At 45.9% G+C, this 25023-nt stretch carries 25 protein-coding genes, 1 tRNA gene and 1 pseudogene; 9 read left to right on the forward strand and 18 right to left on the reverse strand.

Going from position 1 to position 25023, the window contains the following annotated elements; translation table 11 throughout:
• Nucleotides 1-276: 276 nt before the first annotated feature.
• The 11 genes from AC2TDN_RS09900 to AC2TDN_RS09950 form a co-directional block, all read right to left on the reverse strand.
• Nucleotides 277-960, reverse strand: a complete 684-nt coding sequence (locus AC2TDN_RS09900; RefSeq protein WP_482066426.1) for a DUF4309 domain-containing protein — start codon at nt 958-960, stop codon at nt 277-279.
• A gap of 165 nt (nt 961-1125) precedes the next feature.
• On the reverse strand, nt 1126-1716 hold the full coding sequence (locus tag AC2TDN_RS09905) for a non-ribosomal peptide synthetase module (RefSeq protein WP_484687834.1): 591 nt from the start codon (nt 1714-1716) through the stop codon (nt 1126-1128).
• A gap of 213 nt (nt 1717-1929) precedes the next feature.
• A complete protein-coding gene (yihA, locus tag AC2TDN_RS09910; RefSeq protein WP_482066424.1) occupies nt 1930-2517 on the reverse strand; it encodes a ribosome biogenesis GTP-binding protein YihA/YsxC in 588 nt (195 codons plus the stop codon).
• Nucleotides 2514-4883, reverse strand: a complete 2370-nt coding sequence (lon, locus tag AC2TDN_RS09915; RefSeq protein WP_482066423.1) for an endopeptidase La — start codon at nt 4881-4883, stop codon at nt 2514-2516. Before lon ends, yihA begins: the two co-directional genes overlap by 4 nt.
• 37 nt (nt 4884-4920) lie before the next feature.
• Nucleotides 4921-6624 (reverse strand): ATP-dependent protease LonB, encoded by a 1704-nt coding sequence (gene lonB / locus AC2TDN_RS09920; RefSeq protein WP_482066422.1) that lies wholly within the window; start codon nt 6622-6624, stop codon nt 4921-4923.
• 488 nt (nt 6625-7112) lie between these two features.
• Entirely contained in the window at nt 7113-7592 is a 480-nt protein-coding gene (locus AC2TDN_RS09925; protein WP_484687835.1) for a GerAB/ArcD/ProY family transporter, read from the reverse strand.
• A 268-nt stretch (nt 7593-7860) separates the two neighbouring features.
• Nucleotides 7861-8970, reverse strand: coding sequence for a flavodoxin-dependent (E)-4-hydroxy-3-methylbut-2-enyl-diphosphate synthase (ispG, locus tag AC2TDN_RS09930; RefSeq protein WP_482066420.1), 1110 nt, complete (start codon nt 8968-8970; stop codon nt 7861-7863).
• Nucleotides 8971-9162: 192 nt separating this feature from the next.
• On the reverse strand, nt 9163-10419 hold the full coding sequence (gene clpX, locus AC2TDN_RS09935; protein WP_053374768.1) for an ATP-dependent protease ATP-binding subunit ClpX: 1257 nt from the start codon (nt 10417-10419) through the stop codon (nt 9163-9165).
• A gap of 16 nt (nt 10420-10435) precedes the next feature.
• Nucleotides 10436-11029, reverse strand: a complete 594-nt coding sequence (gene clpP / locus AC2TDN_RS09940; protein WP_053374767.1) for an ATP-dependent Clp endopeptidase proteolytic subunit ClpP — start codon at nt 11027-11029, stop codon at nt 10436-10438.
• Nucleotides 11030-11261: 232 nt separating this feature from the next.
• Complete coding sequence (gene tig, locus AC2TDN_RS09945; RefSeq protein ID WP_482066419.1) at nt 11262-12551, reverse strand: trigger factor; 1290 nt, start codon at nt 12549-12551, stop codon at nt 11262-11264.
• Nucleotides 12552-12639: 88 nt separating this feature from the next.
• Entirely contained in the window at nt 12640-13545 is a 906-nt protein-coding gene (locus AC2TDN_RS09950; RefSeq protein WP_482066418.1) for a hypothetical protein, read from the reverse strand.
• A 239-nt stretch (nt 13546-13784) separates the two neighbouring features.
• Here AC2TDN_RS09950 and AC2TDN_RS09955 point away from each other — a divergent pair.
• Nucleotides 13785-13861 (forward strand) — tRNA-Arg (locus tag AC2TDN_RS09955).
• A gap of 210 nt (nt 13862-14071) precedes the next feature.
• On the opposite strand, the gene AC2TDN_RS09960 is transcribed toward AC2TDN_RS09955, so the two are convergent.
• Together AC2TDN_RS09960 and AC2TDN_RS09965 are read right to left on the reverse strand one after the other, a co-directional pair.
• On the reverse strand, nt 14072-14383 hold the full coding sequence (locus tag AC2TDN_RS09960; protein ID WP_484687907.1) for a YolD-like family protein: 312 nt from the start codon (nt 14381-14383) through the stop codon (nt 14072-14074).
• A gap of 293 nt (nt 14384-14676) precedes the next feature.
• Complete coding sequence (locus AC2TDN_RS09965) at nt 14677-14871, reverse strand: hypothetical protein (protein WP_484687836.1); 195 nt, start codon at nt 14869-14871, stop codon at nt 14677-14679.
• A gap of 162 nt (nt 14872-15033) precedes the next feature.
• Here AC2TDN_RS09965 and AC2TDN_RS09970 point away from each other — a divergent pair, with 162 nt between their 5' ends.
• From AC2TDN_RS09970 to AC2TDN_RS10005, 8 genes and pseudogenes are all read left to right on the forward strand, one after another.
• A complete protein-coding gene (locus AC2TDN_RS09970; protein ID WP_484687837.1) occupies nt 15034-15249 on the forward strand; it encodes a type II toxin-antitoxin system HicA family toxin in 216 nt (71 codons plus the stop codon).
• Nucleotides 15250-15305: 56 nt separating this feature from the next.
• A complete protein-coding gene (locus tag AC2TDN_RS09975) occupies nt 15306-15722 on the forward strand; it encodes a type II toxin-antitoxin system HicB family antitoxin (RefSeq protein ID WP_484687838.1) in 417 nt (138 codons plus the stop codon).
• 23 nt (nt 15723-15745) lie between these two features.
• Nucleotides 15746-15946: a hypothetical protein gene (locus AC2TDN_RS09980; RefSeq protein ID WP_484687839.1), complete on the forward strand. Its 201-nt coding sequence runs from the start codon at nt 15746-15748 to the stop codon at nt 15944-15946.
• 292 nt (nt 15947-16238) lie between these two features.
• The gene (locus AC2TDN_RS09985; protein ID WP_484687840.1) at nt 16239-16877 is read left to right on the forward strand and encodes a hypothetical protein; all 639 of its coding nucleotides are present in this window, start codon (nt 16239-16241) and stop codon (nt 16875-16877) included.
• Between the two features lie 101 nt (nt 16878-16978).
• Nucleotides 16979-17167, forward strand: a pseudogene (locus AC2TDN_RS09990) (helix-turn-helix domain-containing protein); the annotation flags it as partial.
• 17 nt (nt 17168-17184) lie between these two features.
• On the forward strand, nt 17185-17268 hold the full coding sequence (locus AC2TDN_RS09995) for a hypothetical protein (protein ID WP_484687908.1): 84 nt from the start codon (nt 17185-17187) through the stop codon (nt 17266-17268).
• Nucleotides 17269-17440: 172 nt separating this feature from the next.
• A complete protein-coding gene (locus AC2TDN_RS10000) occupies nt 17441-17737 on the forward strand; it encodes a hypothetical protein (protein WP_339208316.1) in 297 nt (98 codons plus the stop codon).
• 228 nt (nt 17738-17965) lie between these two features.
• Nucleotides 17966-18205, forward strand: a complete 240-nt coding sequence (locus tag AC2TDN_RS10005) for a Spo0E family sporulation regulatory protein-aspartic acid phosphatase (RefSeq protein ID WP_484687909.1) — start codon at nt 17966-17968, stop codon at nt 18203-18205.
• Nucleotides 18206-18250: 45 nt separating this feature from the next.
• Here the strand turns inward: AC2TDN_RS10005 and AC2TDN_RS10010 are convergent, their stop codons facing one another.
• From AC2TDN_RS10010 to AC2TDN_RS10030, 5 genes are all read right to left on the reverse strand, one after another.
• Entirely contained in the window at nt 18251-18946 is a 696-nt protein-coding gene (locus AC2TDN_RS10010; RefSeq protein WP_484687841.1) for a DNA-methyltransferase, read from the reverse strand.
• A gap of 93 nt (nt 18947-19039) precedes the next feature.
• Nucleotides 19040-19780 carry a peptidoglycan recognition protein family protein gene (locus tag AC2TDN_RS10015; RefSeq protein ID WP_484687842.1) on the reverse strand — a complete coding sequence of 247 codons (741 nt, stop codon included), beginning with the start codon at nt 19778-19780 and terminating at the stop codon, nt 19040-19042.
• Nucleotides 19773-20258: a phage holin family protein gene (locus tag AC2TDN_RS10020; protein WP_484687843.1), complete on the reverse strand. Its 486-nt coding sequence runs from the start codon at nt 20256-20258 to the stop codon at nt 19773-19775. Before AC2TDN_RS10020 ends, AC2TDN_RS10015 begins: the two co-directional genes overlap by 8 nt.
• Before the next feature lie 88 nt (nt 20259-20346).
• Nucleotides 20347-21156 (reverse strand): hypothetical protein, encoded by an 810-nt coding sequence (locus AC2TDN_RS10025; RefSeq protein WP_484687844.1) that lies wholly within the window; start codon nt 21154-21156, stop codon nt 20347-20349.
• 15 nt (nt 21157-21171) lie between these two features.
• Nucleotides 21172-25020, reverse strand: a complete 3849-nt coding sequence (locus AC2TDN_RS10030; RefSeq protein ID WP_484687845.1) for a LamG-like jellyroll fold domain-containing protein — start codon at nt 25018-25020, stop codon at nt 21172-21174.
• Nucleotides 25021-25023 lie beyond the last annotated feature (3 nt).

Raw genomic sequence — 25023 nt, forward strand, 5'->3', positions numbered from 1 at the left:
CCGGTTCCCCCTTCCTAGGAATAAAATGTTTGAAAAATTTCATCCGCTAGGACCTACGTCATTCACTTCTCGAGGGATAAATCTCTCGCAACATAACTATGTCCTGAGTGAATCCTGGTTCCTATTATTATCTTCAATAAATCTTTTCAACGAGAATAAAAATAACATCTATCCGAAATAATTGCAATACTTTTTTTTTGCGTTCTGGAAAAGCATATACCCCAGCCCCGTTTTCAATGTATGACAGGTAAGCTTATCCCGCTACAACAGCTCCACTTACCCCGCCATATTATTTTTAGCATCCTTAGGACTCAGTACGGAGATATGATCTACCTTTCCTGTTTCTTTCGCAATTATAAATTTTAGCTGATACTGCTTATTCACTTGATATGTGTAAATTTCATCCGCACCGTTAACCGCCGTCTCATCCGCACTGCCAAGAGCAATCTCAAGGTCCTTTAACGTAATCACATGAAGCTCGTCCGCATATGATCTTACATCAAAAACAATCATGCCCTTGTTGTAGCCAAAGGTAATGCCTTTGTCCTCATAAGTCGCATACATGCCTTTCCCAGCAGAGTCACTTACGTCAGCCTTGCCCCACTTCTTCTCAATATCATCATAAAGCGCGACGTGCGCAGCGTAGTCGCTGCCTGCGACCTTCCCTTCCTTGGCCAGATCATATATCGAACCGATCAGCACACCGGTTTGTGTCCCGCTGTCTGCTTCGCCATTCTCCGTTCCTGCCGATTCACTTGGCTGCTGGGACGGCTTTGTACTTGGTTCAGCAATAGGTTCTATGCTTGGCTCTGTACTTGGCTGTTCGACAGGAGCCAACGTTGCTGGAGGCGGAGTGGGATCACTGTTCGATTCATTATTGCTGCAAGCTGTCAATGATAAGGCAATCGCAAAGGAAAAGCCGACTGCGAATTGTTTGAATCGTTTCGTTTGGTTTAACATGGTTCATCTCCTCTTTATGTCTAGTATCTTAGTGTCTCCAAATCGCTATACCCTGTTACAAACTGCAAAAGAGTGAAAAATGTTGCTCTCTACACTCGTGTAATATTAGGAAAAAAAAAGAGAAGCCGCAGCAGCGGCTCCCCTATTCCTTCTTAAATTGCTCCATTATGCTTCTAACGCGAAGAGCTTGCGAGTCAACTCGGTCAATCGCTCATCGATCTTGCTAATTTCATTCGCGTCCTTCGTTTGGTTGCGAAGATCAAGCAACTCATTGACTGCGCTGCCCAGAAGGCCAATCTCACGTTCAATCAGACGACTGCGGAACACCCGCTCTAATTGACCTAGCGTATCCTTAAATTCGAATACGACACGGTCGCCGGTCTTAGAGCTTTCGACAATTTGGTGAACGGAACCATTCTTATAATGATAGATCATCGTATAATGACTGTAGATTCGGTTGACGATCGCGTTCCCGCGGAAAGCAGATACTGCTTTTCGCATGGCATTGGTCAGCCTCGGTTGAACAAGACGGCAAGATAGTACGCATACATAATAGTCTTGTTGACGTTCAAATGTCAGTCGGACTTCTTCCCTCCCTGCTACATCTTCGAGAACGAGCTCCTGATTTCCATTATCGAGCACTAGCACCTGAAGGTGAATTTGCTGCTCTTCAAATAAACGGATAAACTCAGCCATCTCTTCATTCGTCAATTGCAGTTTGGCATTAACATACTCTGTGGCTAGCCGCTTAGCCATAAAAATCTCCTCAATTCTTTGAACTTGCACGGTTTGGTCTTTGTACTCTGCTCTTGTTGCTTAAGTATATTATACGTGATCCAAATATTTTATTCCTGCGGTCCATTCCCGATATTCTCGCATATTCCACAAAATAACGGTAGAATTCACGAGGAATGCCGACTTTTTCACTGTATCCTCTGCTTTATATCATAACTTGCTGCACTTGCTACCTTATGTTGCAATCGCTTCGTTAATAATATCCCAAAGCTGCTCGCGTCCAAGGCCTAATTCTGAGGAAAATAAGACGATGGAATCGCGCGGATCTGCTTCCAGCGTCTTTTTGATCATCTTGATATGCTTGTCCCATTTTGACTTTGGAATTTTATCCGCCTTCGTTGCAACGATGCAGGTTGGAATCTCATAATGCTTCAGCCATTTGTACATTTGCTGATCCTGCTGCGAAGGCTCGTGACGGATATCGATGACGAGCAGCTGCAGCTTAAGCGGCTCGCGATCGCGAATATAGCGTTCGATCATTTCGCCAAATTGAACGCGCTGTGTCTTAGATACCTTTGCATAGCCATAGCCCGGAAAATCGACCAAATAGATCAGATCATTGACCCGGTAGTAGTTGAGCTGCTGCGTCTTGCCCGGCTGCGAGCTCGTACGGGCTAAGTTTTTGCGTAAAATCAGCTTATTGATCAATGATGATTTTCCGACATTCGAACGCCCTGCCAGAGCAATCTCTGGCAAGGCGTCCTCTGGGTATTGATGGGGTTTTACTGCACTGATGACGAACTGAGCTTGTGTAATTTTCATAAAATCGATGTACCTGCCTTCTCCTCCGTTTGAATCGGAAGCAACGCATGCTGCAGCACTTCATCCATATGACTGACAGGAAAAAATTGCATATCATTGCGCACGCTATCGGGAATATCCCGTAGATCCCGTTCATTTTCTTTCGGCAACAGCACCTTGCGAATGCCTGCACGATGCGCGGCAAGCGATTTTTCTTTCAAACCGCCAATCGGAAGCACACGGCCTCTGAGCGTTATTTCGCCTGTCATCGCTACTTCCTTGTTCACATAACGATTCGTAAGAGCTGAAATAAGCGCTGTTGCAATGGTAATGCCCGCAGATGGACCATCCTTAGGAATGGCTCCCTCTGGGATATGGATATGAATATCGTTTTTCTCATGGAAGCTTGGGTCTATGCCCAGCTCGATCGCTTTCGAGCGCGTATAGCTGAACGCGGCTTGCGCGGATTCTTTCATGACATCACCTAGTTTACCAGTTAACGTTAGCTTTCCGCTACCCGGCATTACCGTAACCTCGATGACAAGCGTATCTCCGCCAACCTCTGTCCACGCCAGACCCGTAACCGCACCGATCTGGTTCTCGCTCTCGGCGAGGCCATAACGGAATTTGGCAGGTCCAAGCCACTCCTTAAGCAGATCGCTCGTAACTTCAAGCGGCTCAGGCGTTTCCTCCTGCTCCTTGGATACAAAATGCTTCGCTGCCTTCCGGCATACCGCCGCGATTTGCTGCTCCAAATTCCGAACGCCGGATTCCCGCGTATACTCCCGTACAAGCTGCAGCAGCACTTCTTCCGAGATAACTAGCTGCTCCTCGGTTAGGCCATGCTCCTTCTTCTGCTTCGGCAGCAAATAACGATTCCCGATCTGCAGCTTCTCAAGCTCCGTATAACCCGGTATGTACAACACTTCCATCCGATCCAGCAGCGGACGGGGAATGTTGTGCATCGCATTGGCCGTTGTCACGAACATGACATTGGACAGATTGAACGGAACCTCGACAAAGTGGTCGCTGAATGTATTGTTTTGCTCCGGATCAAGCACCTCTAGAAGCGCAGAAGCCGGATCGCCGCGGAAGTCCATCGCCATCTTGTCAATTTCATCGAGCAGGAATACAGGATTAAGCGAGCCTGCCGTCTTCATGCCTTGAATGATTCTTCCCGGCATCGCGCCTACATAAGTACGGCGATGACCGCGAATCTCCGCTTCATCACGCACGCCGCCGAGCGAGATGCGTACGAATTTGCGTCCAAGCGACTTGGCGATGGAACGGGCAAGCGAAGTTTTACCAACGCCTGGAGGACCAACTAAGCAAAGGATTGGACCCTTCAATTGCTTAACAAGCTGCTGCACTGCCAAATACTCGAGCACCCGCTCCTTTGGCTTCTCTAGACCGTAATGGTCATCATTCAGAATAGCTTCTGCTTTGCTAAGGCTTAGATCATCATCCGTCGTCTTATTCCAAGGCAAGGAAAGCAGCCAATCGATATAATTGCGGATAACACCGCCTTCCGCAGAGGTAGACGGCATCTTCTCGAGCCGATCGATTTCCTTCTCGATCTTCTCCTTCACCAGCTCCGGCACGCCAGATTCAGCCAGCTGCGACCGCAGCTCCTCTACCTCGCCTGCACGGCCTTCCTTCTCGCCAAGTTCCTTCTGGATCGCCTTCATCTGCTCGCGCAAATAATATTCTTTCTGCGTCTTCTCCATTTGCTTCTTGACGCGTTGGTTTATTTTGCGCTCGAGCTCAAGCACCTCGCGCTCGTTGTTCAAAATATCAAGCAGCCTCTCGAGGCGCTCGCCAACATCGACCGTTTCAAGAATGTCCTGCTTATCCTTGATCTTAAGCGATAAATGGCTTGTAATGACATCTGCAAGCCGGCCCGGATCATCGATGTCGGATACGGCCGCGTACGTCTCTGGCGTAACCTTCTTCGACAACGAAATATAGTGCTCGAATTGATTTAATACGGAGCGCATAAGGGCATCCACTTCTGGATCATCCGTTTCCTGCTCCGGCAATTCTCGAACCGATACCTCATAAAACTCGTCATTCGGCAAATAGTCCAAAATTTCCGCGCGCGTAACGCCTTCCACGAGTACGCGAATGGTCCCGTTGGGCAGCTTAAGCATCTGCCTTACCTTCGCAATGGTGCCGACTTTATAAATATCTTCCTCCGTCGGCTCCTCAATGTTCACTTCAGACTGTGAACAAAGCAATATCATATGATCTTCGACCATCGCGCATTCTAACGCACGAACCGATTTGTCCCTTCCCACATCAAGGTGCAGCACCATGCTGGGATAAACGAGTAGCCCTCTTAGCGGAAGCAAGGGCAGCCGACGACCTTTCGATTTACTAGGTCCCACACCAGCACCTCCAAATGTTAACGTCTAACCTAGTTTATCATTCTACGGAATCAGCCTGCAAATAAGGAACGGAAGAAGCGATAAAAAGATCTGTTCCGAGCGGAGCATCCACCCGAGCAGGGGACACCTCGACATCCGGGAATACATACTTAAACACTTCTTCCACCTTTTCAACCGGAATGACCTTAAGCCCTTCCAAATCAGCAAAAATCGCCTGCCAGTTCTCCCTTGGGATAATAACTGTTTTTGCACCTGCTTGGAAAGCAGCCTCAACCTTAGCCAACACGCCGCCAACAGGCTTCACGTTGCCATGGATGCCAACCTCGCCGGTCATCGCCAGCTTGTTATCGATCGGAATGCCTTTAATCGCTGACGTAATGGCCGTTGCCATTGCAATTCCGGCAGAAGGTCCGTCAATTGGCGTGCCGCCGGGAAAGTTGATATGCAGGTCAAAATCCTGCGGATTCAAGCCGATTCGGCGCAATACGGTAATGACATTTTCCACTGAGCCTTTTGCCATGCTTTTTCTTCTAAGCGTCCGCGAGCCGCCGCCAAGCTCCTCCTCATCAACGACACCGGTAATCGTGAACTGCCCCTTGCCGGCAGCCGCAGGGATCGCGCTAACTTCGATTTCAAGCAGCGTTCCCATGTTCGGTCCATACACGGCAAGACCGTTTACGAAGCCGATTTGCGGCGCCTCAGGCACCTTGCGGTCAGGACGCGGCGGAATTTGGCTGCTATTGACGACCCATTCAATATCACCCGCAGAAATACTGTCTCGCTTCTCAGATAAAGCGACACCCGCAGCAAGCTGAATAACATTAACCGCTTCGCGTCCGTTTGTCGCGTACCGCTTAACGACATCAATCGCTTCAGGACAAGGCGGGAAGCCGATTTTTTTGACCGCGTTTTCGGCTACCAAAGCAATTTCATCGGCAAGCAGCGGACGGAAAAACACTTCCATGCAGCGGGAACGGATAGCAGGTGGAATCTCCTGCGGCGAGCGCGTTGTCGCGCCGACTAGACGGAAATCGGCAGGCAGTCCATTTTGAAAAATATCATGAATATACACCGGTATATTCGAATCCTCCGAATTATAATAAGCGCTCTCCAGAAATACTTTACGGTCTTCCAGCACTTTTAACAATTTATTCATTTGAACCGGATGCAATTCACCTATTTCGTCAATAAACAAAATTCCGCCATGCGCCTTCGTCACAGCACCTGGCTTAGGCTGTGGAATGCCGGCAACCCCCATCGCACCTGCCCCTTGGTAAATCGGGTCATGCACGGAGCCAATGAGCGGATCGGCTATTCCACGCTCGTCAAAACGAGCGGTCGTCGCATCGATCTCTGTAAATTTCGCCTCCGGCAAAAACGGCGAGGAAGGATTTTTTTTCGCTTCCTCCAGCACGACGCGGGCCGCAGCTGTCTTCCCGACACCCGGCGGTCCATATATAATGACATGCTGCGGGTTAGCGCTGCACAGCGCCGCCTTTAAGGCACGCAGGCCGTCACGCTGCCCTACGATATCCTGCATCGCTTGCGGCCTTGTCTTCTCAGCTAGAGGCTTCGTAAGGGAAACGCTCCTTAGCTTCCGCAGCTTGTCCATCTCCTTGCGCGATTCTCGGTCAACGGCCGAGCGGTTCGTCTTCTGATTGCGCAGCAAGTTCCAGAAATACAAGCCAATTACGACCGCAAAAAACACTTGAATCAACATCAATACAACACTTAAACTCATTAGCAATCCGCTCCTCTCAAGCGCAAACGGCTGATGCCGTCTTAGTTGTAAGCTTATATTCAAATAAGCAACCTATCCGTAATAAGCATGCGTATTTGATAGTATTGCCCCTACGAAGTGGTAATAACCGTTAAAGCAGTTATTTTTCGCGATACTCATTATTAGCTCAGCCAACTCATTATGTTTAGAAAACGGTCGATAGGCGATAACAGAAAGGCTATTAGCGCAACGAGCGTCATTGACGGCCAACCATCATGCTCAGATGCAAATAAATAGACCGTCCAAACAATCATCGACGCATACAGCATATATTCTCGGTGCATTCCTTTTTTCAGTAGCGGCTTAATGCCTAGCCACACCGCGGCGATAAATGCCGCACCGATCGCTGCTTGAGGAACCGAGCACGCAAACCGTTGTTCGCGGGCCTAAGGAAGGGTTTACTTGATGCCGTACATACGAATACGTCGCTCATTCGAAACAAAATAAAATCACCCAAAGCCAAACCATATATGCTCCATATAGTTTCGGAATACAAAAGAGCCAAAAAAAATGACTTCTCCGACAGAAAGAATAATGTATATCCTGTGCAGCTTTATCAAATATGACAAAGCCAGCACAGCTCCGAAATAATAGGCGGTCAACTTGATAAATACGCCTGTAAAGAGCAGCAAAGCTACAAAAGGGTCAATTCGCTCCAAAAATTGGACAAATTCAATGAGGTTGGTCACCTGCATGAGAGGAACGGCTAACTTTCCGGCAAGATTGCCTGATACAGAAAAAATGAGCAAGTTCGTCAGCGTAATAAACAAGCCTGAAAATAGATTGCATTTAATCGTCATGCTTACCATGTCATTTTTATTTTCCGTATATCTCCAAAACATCAAAAATAAAACCATTTCACCAAAAGGAAAGGAAATCAGCTCTGGGAAGGCTTCATCCCAAACCTTCGTGATGCCTTCATCCAGCACCGGCGTTTTCGATTAGCATTAGCCAGAAAGAACAAAGAGGAGCTGCCGATTAAAAACAATACGATCATGGACCCTAGCTGATTCAGCGTAATACGCTCCAAGTCCGTCCCCCCCTCCTTTGCTCCTCGCAAGCTGTAACCAATATTTTTCCTTATTTCCCGTAAAATATGCATCTTTATTAGCAAGGGAAAAAAGCAGCTGGCCTTTGAACAAAAAAAAGAGGCTTATTCACGTCAATAAATGACGTAAATAAGCCTCTTGATCAGCGTTATGCCGGCGCATGATGCTTCCGGCCTGGAATTTCGCCAGTAGCTTCAAACACGCGTACGATTTCGTCGATTTCCTTCTTTAACTCGCTGAGCAGCTCAGCTTCAGGCACCTTGCGAATCAGCTCTCCATAACGGAAAAGCATGCCTTCGCCTCTAGCTCCTGCGATGCCAATATCCGCTTCTCGAGCCTCTCCAGGGCCATTAACCGCACAGCCCAGCACAGACACCTTTATCGGTACTTTAATTTTTGAAATATAGTCCTCTACTTCATTGGCGATTGAGAATAGATCAATATCCAATCGGCCGCAGGTCGGGCAGGATACAAGAGTAGCAGCATTCGTAATAAGTCCAAAGGTTTTGAGCAGCTCGCGAGCGACCTTAACCTCTTCTACCGTATCGGCGCTGAGGCTGATCCTTAGCGTATTGCCAATACCGAGCGCAAGCAGTGCACCGATACCTGCCGAGCTCTTAATCGTGCCCGTATGCAGTGTGCCAGCTTCCGTAATGCCAAGGTGAAGCGGATATTTGATCACTTTAGCGGCCATGGAGTAAGCAGCAATCGCCATCGGTACATCGGACGCTTTGAGCGACACGATAATATCGTGGAAATCAAGCTCCTCCAAAATGCCGATATGGAAAAGGGCGCTCTCAACCATCGCTTCTGGAGTCGGATAACCGTACTTCTCAAGCAAATGATTTTCCAGGGAACCCGCATTAACGCCTATCCGAATCGGAATACCTTTTTCCTTACATGCCTTAACAACCGCCTCAATCCGTTCCCGGCGACCGATGTTGCCCGGATTAATCCGAACCTTGTCGATGCCGTTCTCGATAGCAAGCAGTGCCAAACGATAATCAAAATGAATGTCCGCAACAAGCGGGATATGAATGCGTTTCTTAATTTCTTTGATCGCTTCTGCCGCTTCCTTGTTATTGACGGTAACCCGGACAAGCTGGCACCCAGCTTCCTCAAGCCCCAATATTTCAGCAACAGTCGCTTCTACGTCAGCAGTCTTAGTGGTACACATGCTCTGAATAATAACCTCGTTGCTGCCGCCAATCGTTAGATTGCCGACTTTAACCGGTACCGTATCTTGACGTAAGTACATAAGCTTATCTCTCCCATGAACGGCAAAGTCCACCCTTTGACTGGCGGCAAAAAACCGCGCGGCTGGGTGGAAACAATGACGGTAGTCGAGCGTAAACGACTTTAGCTGTCAATCGGCAGCTAAAGCTCGTTTCGCGGTGAAATATAGCTAAGCTATAAGTGTAAACTTAGCTTCTTCTATTCGAACGCTAGATTACGCGCTCTCTTCTTTCTTCTTGGTCTTCTTAGCCGTAAGCTCCGGCATAATTTTTTCTTGAACGGTTTGTTCCGTGATGAGGCAAGTACTTAGGTCATCGCGTGATGGCACCTCGTACATGACTTCAAGCATAATGCTCTCGATAATCGCACGCAAGCCGCGAGCGCCAGTGTTGCGCTTGATCGCTTCCTTCGCGATGGCATCAAGTGCAGCCGGCTCGAAATCGAGCTTCACGTTGTCCATCTCAAGCAGCTTCTGATACTGCTTCACAAGCGCGTTCTTCGGTTCGGACAAAATCCGAACGAGTGCCGGCTCATCAAGCGGCTCAAGCGTTGAGATGATTGGCAGACGGCCAACAAACTCCGGAATAAGTCCGAATTTGAGCAGATCCTCCGGCAATACCATCGTTAAGTATTCGCCAGCTTTAAGATCCTTCTGCAATTCGCCAGTGGAACTGAAGCCGATAACCTTTTTGCCGATACGACGTTTGATCAAAGACTCCAGCCCGTCGAACGCGCCGCCGCAAATGAACAAAATGTTTGTCGTATCGATTTGAATAAACTCTTGATGCGGATGCTTGCGTCCACCCTGCGGCGGAACGGATGCAACCGTACCCTCCAATATTTTAAGAAGCGCTTGTTGAACGCCTTCGCCCGACACGTCGCGCGTAATCGATGGGTTTTCCGATTTGCGAGCCACTTTATCGATCTCATCGATATAAATGATTCCGCGTTCCGCTTTTTCCACATCATAGTCTGCAGCCTGTATGAGCTTGAGCAAAATGTTCTCAACGTCCTCACCAACATAACCTGCTTCAGTAAGCGAGGTTGCATCAGCAATCGCAAAAGGAACGTTCAAAATTTTCGCCATCGTTTGAGCAAGCAGCGTTTTACCGGAGCCCGTAGGACCCAGCAGCAAAATGTTACTCTTCTGCAATTCTACGTCTTCGATTTTACTGCCGGAATTGATCCGTTTGTAATGGTTGTATACCGCTACAGACAACGATTTTTTGGCAAACTCTTGACCGATGACATAAGAATCCAGAATAGCCCGGATGTCTTTCGGTTTCGGAATATCCTTAAGATCAAGCTCTTCCTCATTGCCGAGTTCTTCCTCAACAATTTCGGTACACAGCTCGATACACTCATCGCATATATAGACGCCGGGACCGGCAACCAATTTACGTACTTGATCCTGCGATTTGCCGCAGAATGAACATTTCAACTGGCCTTTTTCGTCGTTGAATTTAAACATGTAATCACCCCTTTGATTAAATCGTCGATACCGGTGCTGTAATCACCTTGTCAATCAAACCGTAGGCAAGAGCCTCTTCCGCGCTCATGAAATTGTCACGGTCGGTATCGCGGTCGATTTTCTCATAAGGCTGTCCGGTGCGATCTACATAAATTTGATTCAGCTTTTGCTTTGTTTTCAAAATCCAATCCGCATGGATTTTGATATCAGAAGCTTGACCGCGAACGCCGCCAAGCGGCTGGTGAATCATTACCTCTGCGTTAGGAAGCGCAAAACGCTTGCCCTTCGCGCCCGCTGTCAGAAGAAGCGAGCCCATGCTTGCTGCCATGCCCATGCAAATCGTGGACACCTCAGGCTTAATATATTGCATCGTATCAAATATACCCATACCCGCAGTCACTGAGCCGCCGGGAGAGTTAATGTACAGATGAATGTCTTTCTCTGGATCGTCGGCCGCCAGAAACAGCAGCTGTGCAATGATGGAGTTTGCTACATCATCATCGATTGCGCTCCCAAGGAAAATAATACGGTCCTTCAGCAAACGGGAGTAAATATCGTAAGAACGTTCCCCGCGATTTGTTTGTTCGACTACGATCGGTACTAGATTCATGCGACCAACCTCTTTTCGTTTATGACTTTGGTTACTTACTTATTGTAACACGTCATCGTATTGATGTCATTTTTCCAATACTATACAGTATACGACGACGGCCGTTCGATATGTACGGAGATTAGCCTCCAGGGCAAGCACATTTTCATATGTAGGGTCAAAATAAGGCACGTACCAATGACGTGCCTTATCCTGAGACAAACCGTTTATTTAGTTTAGCTTATGTGATAAATTAAACCGCTTTGCTGTTTTCAAGCAAGAACTTGATCGTTTTACGCAGCGAGATGTCTTCTTGAAGGCTGTTAATATTACCGTTTTGCGTGAAAATTGTGCGTAGCTCCTCGGAAGGACGGTTATATGCTTTGGACAGCTTTTCCAACTCTTCGTTCAAGTCCTCTTCGTTTGCAGCAATACCTTCTGCTTTAGCGATAGCATCGAGCACAAGGTTGTTGCGAACGCGCTTCTCAGCATCGCTTTTCATTTGATCACGAAGAACGGATTCGCTTTGGCCGGAGAACTGGAAGTAAAGCTCCATGTCCATTCCTTGCGCTTTAAGTCGGTTTTCGAAATCCCTAATCATGTAATCTGTTTCAGTAACAATCATCGGCTCAGGAATTTCAACGTCCGCCGCTGCTGTAGCTTTCTCAATAACAGCCGTTTCACGAGCTTGCTCGGCTTCTTGGTCTTTACGCTCTTTCAGTTTGCCTACCAGGTCCTGCTTGTACTCTTCAAGAGTATCAAACTCGCTGACGTCTTTAGCAAACTCATCGTCAAGAGCTGGAAGGCTTTTGCGTTTGATTTCATGCAATTTCACTTTGAACACAGCAGGCTTGCCTGCAAGGTGCTCAGCGTGGTAGCTCTCAGGGAACGTTACTTCAACGTCCTTGAAGTCGCCGATTTGCATGCCGACAACTTGATCTTCGAAGCCAGGAATGAAGGAATTAGAACCAAGCTCAAGCGAATAACGCTCGCCTGCTCCGCCTTCGAATGCTTCGCCGTCTACATAACCGTCGAAGTCAAGTACCGTGATGTCACCGTTCTCTGCAGCGCCTTCTTCAACAACAGAAAGCTCAGCATGACGCTGTTGCAAACGCTCAAGCTCAGCTGCAACTTCCTCTTCCGCAACTTCAGAAGCTACCGCTTCAACTTCCAAGCCTTTGTATTCGCCAAGCGTAACTTCAGGCTTAACGATAACTTTTGCTTTGAATTTGAATGTATCTCCTTTTGCGAATTGCTCAACATCGATCTCAGGACGGTCAACCGGCTCAAGATTATGTTCTTTTACTGCATCAGAATAAGCATCTGGCAGCAGGATGTCAATTGCATCCTGGTACAAGCTTTCAATTCCAAAGCGGGATTCGAAAATGCCGCGCGGCACTTTACCTTTACGGAATCCAGGTACGTTTACTTTTTGAACCACTTTTTTGAACGCTTGATCAAGAGCATCAGATACCTTCTCCGCTTCAACCTCCACGTCGATCGATACGATGTTCTTGTCTATTTTTTCCCAAGTTGCTTTCATTTTATGCCTTCCCCTCCGAAAATGCTCATGCATCAGTAGTAGTCACGTTTCATAAACCATTCTATTATAAACAAGCTGGGCCAGATTATCAAGACTCTGGTTCATCTTCCCCGGATTGCTGAAGCACTGCTACCTGCCGCAACGCCTTGCACGCTTGCTCATAACGGAATCTTAATCCTTCGGTAATGCCGTATGTATCACGAATATCGTCATCGTTCGCCGAGCCGTATACGGTAAGGAGCAGTGTCAAATGCAGCGCAGCTGCGAAATAATCGACCGTATCCTCGTCTTCTCTCAGCATCCAATGATAAGCAGCCGTACCATACAAAAATTGCAAACTTTCCTTCCAAAGCTCTCTGGCAAAATGCGGCAAAGTTGGATCATCAACCTCGGCTACCTGCTCCGTCCGCTCTAAAATCCGAATTACCGGCGACGGAAAATCGTCCATGGAGAGTGGCGTAACCTCAAGTTCGAACTCCACAGCTTCTCCCAATCTATCCAAAGTAAGCAATCCGCTCGCTCCTCGCTTGCGCAAGCATTGAAGGGCCTTAAATTGAACGACCGGGTGCACCTGCTCGGTTGCCAGCCATTTCTTGATAGATTCGTCCATGTCCGGGGATTGAATATAGGCGGCGCGTTCAAGGGCAAGTATCTGCTGATCGATCATCGGATGATTTTGCATGATGTAAAGCACTTGGTTTACATAAGCCTCATCCTGGTCGGGAGGGTTCAGAAGCTGCTCACGCATGGTCGCCTCGTCCTCTTCCTTTTCCCGATTGGCCATCACGTAGCCTGTGCCTGCGTCACCGATTCCGTCTTCAGGAAAAGCCATGTCGAGCCATGTCAGAAGACTGTCCCACTCTTCATAATGGCGCGCATCCTCGCCCTGGCATTGCAGCAAAAAGCGCAGCAACTCCTTGGCCTCCCCGTATTGTTCCGCTTCCAGCATACGGGTTAACTGTACCTGATAATGGTCCAGCATGCTAGGGAACAAATAAACGTTATCCTTGTTATCGCCTTGTGTGTCATTGGGAGTTGTAATGATAACACCGCCTTATGGTCATACCGTTTGTTCATTCGTTCAATCTTGCGTACGATTATACCATGTACGAACAAAAGAAAAAACAAATGTAGCATCAAGGCGATGCATAAAGCAAATATTAGAATAAATTACCGATGATATTAAAAATGTGCTTGCAATAATATCGATGCCTGTGGTATATTATTGCTTGTGTCCCGGTAGCTCAGCTGGATAGAGCAACGCCCTTCTAAGGCGTCGGTCGGGAGTTCGAATCTCTTCCGGGACGCCATTAAGATCAACCTATATCATTTTAATGATTTACATAAACCCGCTGAAACCTTGATATCAAAGGGATTAGGCGGGTTTTTCTTTGTGTTGTGGAATATTAGAATACGATAGAATAAGATAGGTTTTGATTTTTTTTTACACATTTTTTACACACAGGTTTTTTGAAATAAAAAAGCCCCTAACTTAATTTAGGGACTTAATGTTTCTACTATTAAGTATCACTTGTCTGAACCTTCATAATGTCCATAAAAGGAACCTTTGTTATGTCCCCTAGATTTTCAATATGAACTGTCTTTGTTCGAGAGTCCATCTTTGTAATTTTCCCCTTAACAGGTTGATCCCAATTCCAAACAATTAACTTTAATTCTAATTCTTCCTGCTGAGCTTCTTCCAGGCGCTCGCCTAATTCCTCTAATTCAAATTCGTCCCTCGTCGGTCGTTTTGGTCCTTTTGCTTTTGCCAAGTCAATATCCTCCAATTCTTTACGCTGCTTGTTTATTGCAACCACATGCTCAGGCAACATCATTCTACTACTCGACCACATTTTGTTACTCTGTGGATCTAGCCGGTTAACTTCCTTCATGTTTCCATCCTCATAACGATCTAGGTTTCAAATGTTCTCTCGAATAGAGAACTTGAAATGTATTGGCGTTTCTATCCCATAAAACAAACCCTTCTTTGACCAAAAGATTTATTGCTTCCTTTATTTGTTCTTCGCTTCTCTGTGATCGTTGGCTAAGATATGGCACATTAATTACGGAAGGTTTGTGTTGAAAGGTGTTCCAAAGTACAATCAAAACTTTTCGGGCATTATCATCAAGCATGCTGTTTAATTAACTCCGCATCAATTATGCTTTCAACATTAAACACACGTATCGCATTCGCACTCAGGCAAAAGGCTTTGACCTTTCCATTTCGGACGGATAACACTTGAATTAACCGTATCGAGATATTTCGTTTGCGATCATTGTAAATAATTTGTACTGTCCGGCCGACATAGCGTTCGATCATACCTATCACTCCAATACGAATGTTTGTTCTCATTATATTATGCGAACGTTTGTTTGTAAATATTGTGTTCAGTCTTTTTAACACGCGTTATTATGCGTATATAATTGTTGACGCGCGTAATAATGCGTGTTAAAATGAATATATAGAAAGGAGGTAACGAGGTTGGGAAAACAAGTCACAACAAGGGAAGTGCTACAAGGCTTGAAGAAAGCAGGATTCATAAAATCAGCAAATCATAATCCAAAATCAAGTCATCAACGCTACATACACAAAACGGATTCAAGTCGATTCGCTGATATAAGCTTTCACGGCTCAGGCAGAGTAGTTCCGAAAGGAACACTCAAGAACATCGAAAAGACTTCCGGGGTTAGCTTCTAACCCCGGGTTTTTCCCAAACCTCTTACCTCCAAATAAGATCGAGGAGCGTGTTTAAAATGACTAACAGTTTTATCTATCCTGTTGTAGTTGAAAAAGCTTCAGACGGCGGATATGGATTATATTTCCCCGATTTTCCTGGCACTGCAGTTATTGCTGATGATGTAGTTGATGGCGTTCGTAAGGCTAAAGAAATGTTAATCAGTCGAATACTTGAAGTAGAAGAAAAAGGCTGGCAACCTCCTGCTCCATCTGAACTTGACGCAATAGAGGATTTAGATCCAACTGATCGGATTGTATTCGTTGACGTATTTCTCCCTCCCTATCGTGAGGAAGCTGCCAACAAGGCTGTTACAAAAAACTGTACTATGCCAAAATGGTTAAAAGAAGCAGGAGAGGATGCTGGCTTGAATTTTTCCCAACTACTTCAGAGTGCGATTAAAGAAGCATTAGGTATAGAAACAAACCACAAGTAACATTATGAATAGGCGGTGATCATATGGGAAAGAGACTTCGTGAATGTGCAACGCAAGAAGAATTTAAACAGTCAATGATTGAGCAAGCTTTGGAGGATTTTAAATTTTTTAAAGAAACTCGTGGCGAAGATGAAGCTTTGAAAATGCTTGCTGATTGTGTGTACGAACATGCGAGTAATGCAAATGATTACTTTGAACGAAAAAGTCGGCGTGAAACACAATGAATAACCAAAATCCCAAGCGCTTGGGAAAATAGAAAAAGAGCCCACCAACCGCAAGGTTAGTGGGCTCTTGCTTACTTGGACGCTCTCAGCGCAACTGCCAACGTGCGCCAGCCTTTCGCTGCTGAACATCAAGCGCGGACAAGCCTTTCCGCTCCAGTCATAATGACGCCATAAACGATCCACTACCCGGCAAGACTATTAAGTTCGATGACTTTTGGGATTGATGTATGAAACCAATAGGCAAAGCAGGAAGTATATAGTACTATTGGATTAAATTTGTTTAGGGGGAATTATGTTGAAAGAATCAGTAAAGAAGCCTTTTTATAAAAAGGTTTGGTTTTGGGCAGTCATCATTGTATTGGGAATAATCGGTATCGCGGGCAACCAAGGCGACAAAGACGCCAAGACAGTTGCTGTCGCTCCTAGTCCTACGATCGAGACAACAGAAGCGCCAAAGGCAACGAAAGAGCCTGAAGTAACTGAACCATCGAAAGAAACAGAAGCTCCTGCGACCGAGGATCCAGTAACTATAAGTTCCGACTGGCAAAGTGAAGTGAATGCCATTGCTGCTGGCGAGGGTTCAAAAACGGAGAAATTCGACGCTGTTACAGTCATAGCTAAGGACTATCAATTAACGCAAGACGAAGCGCTCGAGTTCACAAAATTTATGCTAACTGAATTATCTAATGACACATACCTATCCGATCCGGACAACGATATTTATATGTTATCATCTCTTTTTAGAGCAACAGCAATTGAACATCTAATTAATGATTCGGAAGGGCTGCCACTTGACGCATTCGCTTTCGATTTCTTGCAAAATGTGAAATATGTGTATCGCGGGGTAGAAACGGCAGAAAGTGAATCCGTTTTAGCGAACGAATCACAAATGCTAAAAGCTGCAGCCGAGATTCAGAAGAGCCTCAAGTAATAAATGACAAAAGCCCACCGACCGCATTGAAGTGCTCCCTTTATAGTTGACATTGGAAAAACCCATATGGGGAACCGATGATACTTTAGGGGGTATTTTTTATGAGGAAGAAAGAACAACCAAATAAATCGTATACAAAGGAAATAAGGCAGGAAGCCGTACGGTTACATGAGGATGAGAAGTGGACGTATAGGCAAATTACTGAGAAGTATGGGATACAAGATAAAGATAGGGTTCGTAAATGGGTCTATAAGTTTAGAAAACAAGGTGAATATGGATTATTGGATAATAGAGGCCGAAAGAGTTCATTCGATTTTACAATAATGAACGGATTCAAATTAAATTAAACAAACAGACACCAATTGAATATCGACTAAAATTTACAGCATGATCGTTAGACAAAAATCAAATGTTAGACTGCAATTCATTAAACGGGCAGGATAGTTTGATCTCTTCACGAATACCTCAGATATGGGAAATTTACGGTCATCGCAAATAAGACGTTATGAGAAACTGCGGTAGTGCCATTAATTTCAAAAATCCATTAAGCTCGGAGTTGAAATATGAGTTTAATTCTTCCTTTGGATATTATTGAAAAAATACAGCAGGAATATAAGGATCAATACGATTTTGTTGAAGACCTACTAACTAATCAAAGTTTTTTCCACACCGAAGAAGAGTTTATATTGAGATTAATTAGATCAATTTTGTTTTTATCTGAAGGAAGTATTGAACAGCTTCAAAAATATCTCAACATTGCAAAAATAGATTTTAGAGATGTGTTCTATTGGGCTGAATACGATCAAAATAACAAACAAATACGGGATTTTAAAAAGCCATTTAAAGGGGAATACAATTAAACGTTGAGCTAACGGAGAACGATAGTTCAATCAATGAAGGGCAGACCAGAATTTGGTCTGCCGCTTTGTCATTTAACAGTTCATTTCTTGGGCTTTTTTCATTGTCTACAATATTGGGGCTTGACAATAAGGTTAGTGAGGGTTTTATTTTATTCCACATATTGTAATATTCGATCATTTGTTGTAAACTCTATCTATCATTGGAGTGTTGGAAGGGTCGAAGATAAGATGCAATGTACCTGTAAAGAAAATATCGAAAAATTAAGAACTGAAATGACTGAAGCATATAATAGAGTTAGCTCGTTCGTAGACGCATCTGTTCTTACAGCCAGCCAAACCCTAGATGATGCACTTGTAGAATATAGAAAATGCCCAAATTATGAATCATGTAACATGGAAAAATGGAGACGAGTCGTGGAGCATCCTAAAACTATCAGTAATTCTGATGTCAAAGGAATCGCTGTTTAAACGCAATATAGCCCACCAACCGCATGATCAGTGAGCTATTTTATGTTATTTTGGAGGAATCGTTTGGATCAATCTCTCATTACTAATCTCAAAATATGTCCTATCCAGTTCAAACCCAATAACTTCACGTCCTAACTCATTAGCGGTCACCGGTACTGGACCCGAGCCTACAAAGAAATCCGCAATCATTTCTCCTTCTAGACTGCTGTTTAAAATAATATCCCTCATTAACAAAGCTGGCTTTTCAGTGGGATGAACGGTTTTGTTTCCAGATATCCTTGGTATGCTCCAGATATCCGTTGACGATCGTGTTGAGATCCTTCTTACCTTACCTTCTCCCTTTACAGCGAATATAATAAATTCATGGCGAAAACGATATTGATGCCCCATACCCATATGTTTTTTATCCCAAACAATACAGTTCTTAATGACGAAGCCGCAGCGCCTCATCCATAATGCCATTTGAGGATACTTCCGCCAATCAATAAATACATAAATATGATGTCCTGGCTTTAAAATCCGATATGCTTCCCGAAGCCATTGAAAGGTAAACCTTTGATAATTTCTATCTGATAAGTTATCGTTTGCAATAATTGAAAACCTAGGTTTTTTTGATTTTGTTTGAGACGTTCCTCCAAAACCTAAATTATAAGGCGGGTCCGTAACAATCAAATCTATGCTTTCATCTTTAATGTACTTCTTTGCACCTTCTATACAATCCATATTATATATCACAGTCATTCTCCTATCGAACCTATGTTCTATTTTTGAGCAAAAAAAATCACCAGCCAAACGGCTGATGATTAATATCATTCAATTTACTAGCGTAATTGGTTATTGAGTCATAATCAGAGCACGTAATGAAACAGCAAGCGTACGCCAGCCTTCCTCGGTGAATTTTGGATCATGAATGATGCTGCCTAAATCAATATTCTTGAACTCCTTACCAAACCAAGCAGGAGCCGGCACAAGCTGTTTCAACTCATCCAGCTGTTTTCCTTGCTCTTTGACTAATTTCGTCAAATCTTCAAACGCCCTTTTTTCTGTTGCTGTCATTGGTTGATCCTCCTCAATATTGGGTTGCAACTTAGCTGCAACCATTTTTTTAAATGCAATCCATCCCGCCCAGCTGCCGCCGCTGAACATCAAGCGCGGACAAACCTTTCCGCTCCAATCATAATGACGCCGCAACCGATCAACACCCCAGCCGCGAGCCGCGAGCATGCTTGCTACCATCTCCGCTGCATTTTCGAGCGTCTTCGCATAGTCACCGCTCTCGCATATCTCTATGCCAATTGATGTTCGGTTGCCGCTCTTGCTGCCATTACCATCGCCAGAGTGCCAGGCGTTTTCGATCAACGGTAGGCATTCGATGGCTTCGTACTCATCCACGACAATGTGAAAGGAAGCAGTACGTGCATTCGTCAAGTTTGATAGCCAATCCCTCTCGTTCTTAGCTGTGCTGGAAGGATTCCCTGTGTTGTGTATGGTTAAAGTCGTCGCAGTCATACCAATGGCAGGACGGCGATTAAAGGCCGTCCCTCTTGATATGTGGTCAATCGTATAATTAACCATGCTTATTCGTTCCTTCCGTACCGGCTCCTCGTTGGGAAGCTCGATCTACTTTTGCCTTCAGCTCGCTGTCGATGTACTTTACGACCGTTTCCGGAATCCACTTTCCCCATCCTGCGCGATAGGCATTCGCCGTAAGGGACTGCCATGTGTGATAAACCAAACCAAGTGTTATAGCATAGAACAGCAGTCCAGGAGTACCCATCATCAAATCTAGAAGGTTTGCCAGTACAGGAAACGCTAGAAGGAATAATGTTCGTAAAATGCCGTGCCTCCCATACTCAGAGCTATACGTCTTGTCCTTTAGCGAAGCTGCAATGCCTGTCATCCAATCTAAAATGATTGCGACAATCAAGAGTCCGATTGGAATCAACCGTCCCTCTCCATAGATCGAATCAATCCATGGAGCAACAGCAGCTCCGATTCCTGCTGCGAAAATCTTGTCAGGTGTAAATTCGAACGAGAATAATTGTTTCGTCATCTTTGTCCATCTCCTCAGATTCTTATTGATATTTTTAAATTCCATTAAAAAAAGCCCCGCTAGGTACGGGGCTGATTGAGCTTTTCGCTTAAACCAAAATTCCGAAGGCGTAAACGTCGCGGTATTTATCTGTAGTGTTCGTGAATCGAACATAAACATCAGTTGCCGGAGCTGGCAGCTCCGCGATTCCCTCAACAACTTCTACGAATGTAGTAGACGTAGCCCCGATCTCGGCCTTAACTCCGGGATGCGATTCCAGATATAACTGGATAGTTTGGGCTGATTTCCTCAGTGCTAGCTTCACCGTTCGGCAGTTGCCGATACCTGGGTGCAGAGCCATAATACCATCGCCCATGTTGGCCGCATGGCTTGCTAGTTCGTCGGCGAAGTTAGATAGTAAGAAGTCTTCGTCATAGTGAACAAGGTCGCGTTCATATTGTCCTTGAAAGCTGTCGATCTTCGCGGCCAAGACCTCATCATAAGTGAACAGTGTTGGAGATTCCAAGAAACTTACGTGTGTCGTAACTTCATTCGGTATCATTATGGGCTGCAGTTCCTCCCATTCGGTCGGTACCAATGCCGTAACCGTGGTCGTTTCGCTCGTGCCGTCAGCATTTACCAATGTGTAGTTATTCGGTCGTTCCTCCCATGCGGTAGCTTTAAGGGCTTCGGTTACTTCATCGAAGGAATCTACGCCCTGGTCGTCTACCACTACGTTATCTTTATATAGTGGCTGTCCCTGGTCGTTAGTTTTGTGCTTTTCACCGTCGATAGTCGTTACTATTTTCGCTAGTTTGATTTCGTACGGCAGCTGTACGGAATATTCGCCGGGATTTAAAGCGGGGCGGTTAAGCCCCACTACCATATGATCATGCCTATTAAATACTACGTTATCCATCGTTCGCGTTCCCCCTTATAGTTTGATTAGCGGTCGACCTGGCAGGCGGAAGTACCTCTTGCCAGTAGCAGCGCCACCCAAACCTGTACCAGATAGTTCGCTGCGTTTTCTTAATTCGATATACAGCAGGACTTCCCCGTTGTACTCAATCAGGCGAGGCATTCCCGACAAGAATTCAGCCACGTTTACCGCCCATGCAGGAATACCGTCGGTATATACTGTAGTCGCTGCACCCCCGCCAAATGGTAAATCTGGGTACCAGTAACGAATTACGCCAGCGGTTGAACCTACATTATATGGTGAATTAGAAGCCAGCGCTTGTGGGTCTACCTGGTAATTAAGCGCGTTATCAGGCCCCAGTAATCGGGCTATAGCGTTCGCGTAGGCTATATTACCCGAACTATCGTATGCCCTATTTGTCCCTGCGGTTAGAACGAAACCTTGTACACCTAGTAATACGTCCCGCGTTCCCGACAGGGTCGCCGTAGATATTTCCTGCGTTGGAACATAGTCCCCAATAATGACAATGCCGTTATCCTCGTCGTTGCCAGTAAATAAGCTTTCGATTTCGCGGGTCTGCCTACGTACGTAAAGCACGCCAGCAAGTCCAGCGTCGCGGCGCGGGTTTTCGGGTACCAGCGTATCGTATCCCGTTTTCGAGACGACTGTAAATTCGATATTTATCTGGTCTACATAAAGAGTCGAAGCTGTTGCCCCGTCCGACGGTTCAGCGTGAGCCATGTAATAAATGTAACCTGCACTATCTATTAGGTTAGCAGGGTTTCCATGAAAGTTAGATACCGTATCAGCGGCAACAATAGATAATTTAGTCACAACACTGTTAGTAGTAGTTACTTTCGAAGAATCGCGCCAGGTGTCATTAGGTGTGGCTGCTACGCCCGTAGGGTTCCAAAAAAGGAGGGAAACTTTATTCCCTCCTGGTCCTACGCCATATGCGTGTATATTGAATGTGAGTTTAGCCACATTACCGGCACGTAGCCAGGTCACCTTCTCGGCCACAGTATAGCAGCCAGGAATTCGCCCGTATTTATCTTCCCACTCCCTTATCGCGTCGATTGCAATCACATTCTGTGCCTTTTCCCCGTTTACGCTGGTCGTCGTTACCTTGAGGGAATTATCCAATAGCTTAATAGCATCGTAGTCTGCTTGGCTAAATTCCGCGCCTGGAGCCGACGGTGTTGCCAACGCTGCACCTACTGCGCTGTACGCCTTATTAGGGTTTACAGTCGTGCTACCTGCGATCTTACCTACGAAGTCGTCCATTATTGCCAAACTGCCCTTTATCAGCTTCTTACCGTTAGCTTCGCCTGCTAGGATATTCGTATAAACCTGGAATAGCCCACCTTGGCCGGCGGGCGTGTTAAGGCTGTATTCGATAATGATTTCTTCGATGTCAAGGCCGCCAGGCAGCGTACCAAGGGTTACTTCGGCTTCGTTCGTTCCCAAGCTTGCCCAGGTTCCCGGTACCGTAGTCGATACACCTGCGATAATGGCGCGTACTACAGGACTTGACGTGCTGGTGGTTGTTTCGATTAGATAGTACCCAACATGGCCCGCCATAAAGCCTGTAGCGTCAGTCGTAGCCCTTTTATTAGGAGCGTCTATAGCTGTTATGGTCGCGGATATAGTAACGTCGTTAGCGGTAGGCGAAAAGAGCCTAACAACATCGTTTACGGCTAGTTTCGATACGTCGTCTACAATAAGAACGTCCTTCGCGCCCGTTTCGTCGATCCCTGTTACCCTAGCCAGCGCGGTGTCACTGTCAATTACGCCCCCAATAATTTCCCCAGCTAGGCCCTTTACCTTAATTTTGTCGCCAGCTTCCCAGGCCGCGGTATTTACGCCCGCGCCTTTCGTTACCGTTACGCCGCGCTCCTGCGTTTGGTTCTGTACCTTCGCCACCGCATAGGATTTCTGAGAAGTCAATACGTCGCTGTTAATACGACGCTGGTAGTTTAGCGCTGACGTAACGTCTGCGTAGCCTGCGATATAATCAGCGGGAAGCGACGCGAATACCGATCCCCTGTCTACGTTACTAATAGCCAGGTCATTTACGCCCAGTGGGTAAGCGGTATTAGTCAATGTATCGTAGTTGTAACCTACAACGACGGTCGTTACGTTAATACCTCCATTTGGGACGAATAGGGCGGTCGTCTTTTTCAATACACCGTTAAGATAGACGTCGTAGCTGTTTGCTTTGACTACTACCCGTAAATGGAAAAGGACGTTAGGAAAATCTTCGCGCTTTATTCCCGCGTATGCGTGCTGGTTATTATGTTTTATATGGATACCCAAGCCCGATGTACCGTTATAGTAAAGGGTTATCTGTTTACCATCACCGTCTACCAGGGCTACGATATTCTGCCAGTCCAGAACGTCTGATTTTTTAAGCCAGGCGTCTATAGTAAACGGCATATTTAGAGCAATATTTACGGGATACTTCGCAATACCTTTAAGCGCTGCGCCAGTTATTCCAGGTGTAAATGTCTTTGCTCCTGCGTCGCTCGGCGCGCCCCCTACTTCGGCTACTGCGGTACCGTCATACGAAGCATAGAAAACATGGTTAGCGTCCAGCGGTGTTTTACGTATACCGACGTACGTTTTACGCATAGCTTTTCGACGTTCTGCCTGGGAAGCTCCCCGTAATAGTTGGTCCGTTCCGTCAATCAGCAATTGATTGAAGCTTGGCGCCGTAAGGTACACTTTATGGCGTAGGTCTGTAATGTCGCGTTCGTCAACGATGTTAGAAAAAAGACCATCCGGTCGATCCGATGCTATTCCAACTAAACGGCCCGTTCCTCCAAGCATGGGCTTATCGAAAGTTAACGTATTAGTCGTAGTATTCACGGCTGTAAGCATGGCGCCGTAAGCGAAAATAGGGTTAGCAAAAACCGAATAATCGAAGAATTTCTTTCCAATTTTCGAAGACCAATAGGCATCCATATCCGCATCCGGGGATCCTCCGTAAGTACACGTATACGAGCCTATTGTTGATACCGTAAGACTTCCCGGAGCAGCTTCGAAAAGTTGAGCGCCATTCGCATTATTTGCGCTATAAGCGGTCGTATTGCGGCGGTTTATTTTAAAAAGTGGAATCGCGTATACATATCCATCGTAAGTCTTAAGGTTGCCCTTTGCTGTGTCGCTGCCGTCCCCAGCGACATATAATCCTACGTCGTTTAGGGATACCTTCTTACCTGTTATACTTGAAATATTTCTTGATACGTAACTATAAAACATACTAATTTGGTCAGAGGTATACGTAGTAGGTGCCGTATTACCGCCCTGCGCGGTAAGCTTAGTTCCATCGGCAATAGTTGTTGAATTTGATAAACCTTCTGGATAAGTCTTGAAGTCTACTCCTGGTACGGTCCGTAGACGGGTCTGCCAGTCCTGCGTCAATTGGTCGCGCCAAGCTTCCAAGAATACCAGGTCATCGCGTTCGCCTGCCGCAGGAGCGTTGGGCAGAACGGCGAAGTTAAACGGGTTAACCCCCACATAATTAATTCTATCAATAAATAAGACGTTCCCCGCAATTAAGGCGCTAAAAGCCCGCAGCCCTATTTGATTTACAGTAACTACCATGTTCGGTGCGTCAGGCACTTGGATTTCGCCCGGACTTCCTACTCCCCCATTAATTGTGGAACGTATAGCTGCTACATGATCCAATACTCCACTATGAGCGGACTGAGAAGCTAGTTCTGACGCAAGGAATACCGTAGCGTCTTTTATTGCTTTTTCTTGCTTAATCAGGTTTCCAGCACTTAATGGTGTACCCTGCTGAACTACCGTTCCCCCGCTGTCTACGATATGGTCCTTCCAGTCTGTTTTTGTATATTGCATCGA

This window comes from Paenibacillus sp. Y660, assembly GCF_057221575.1.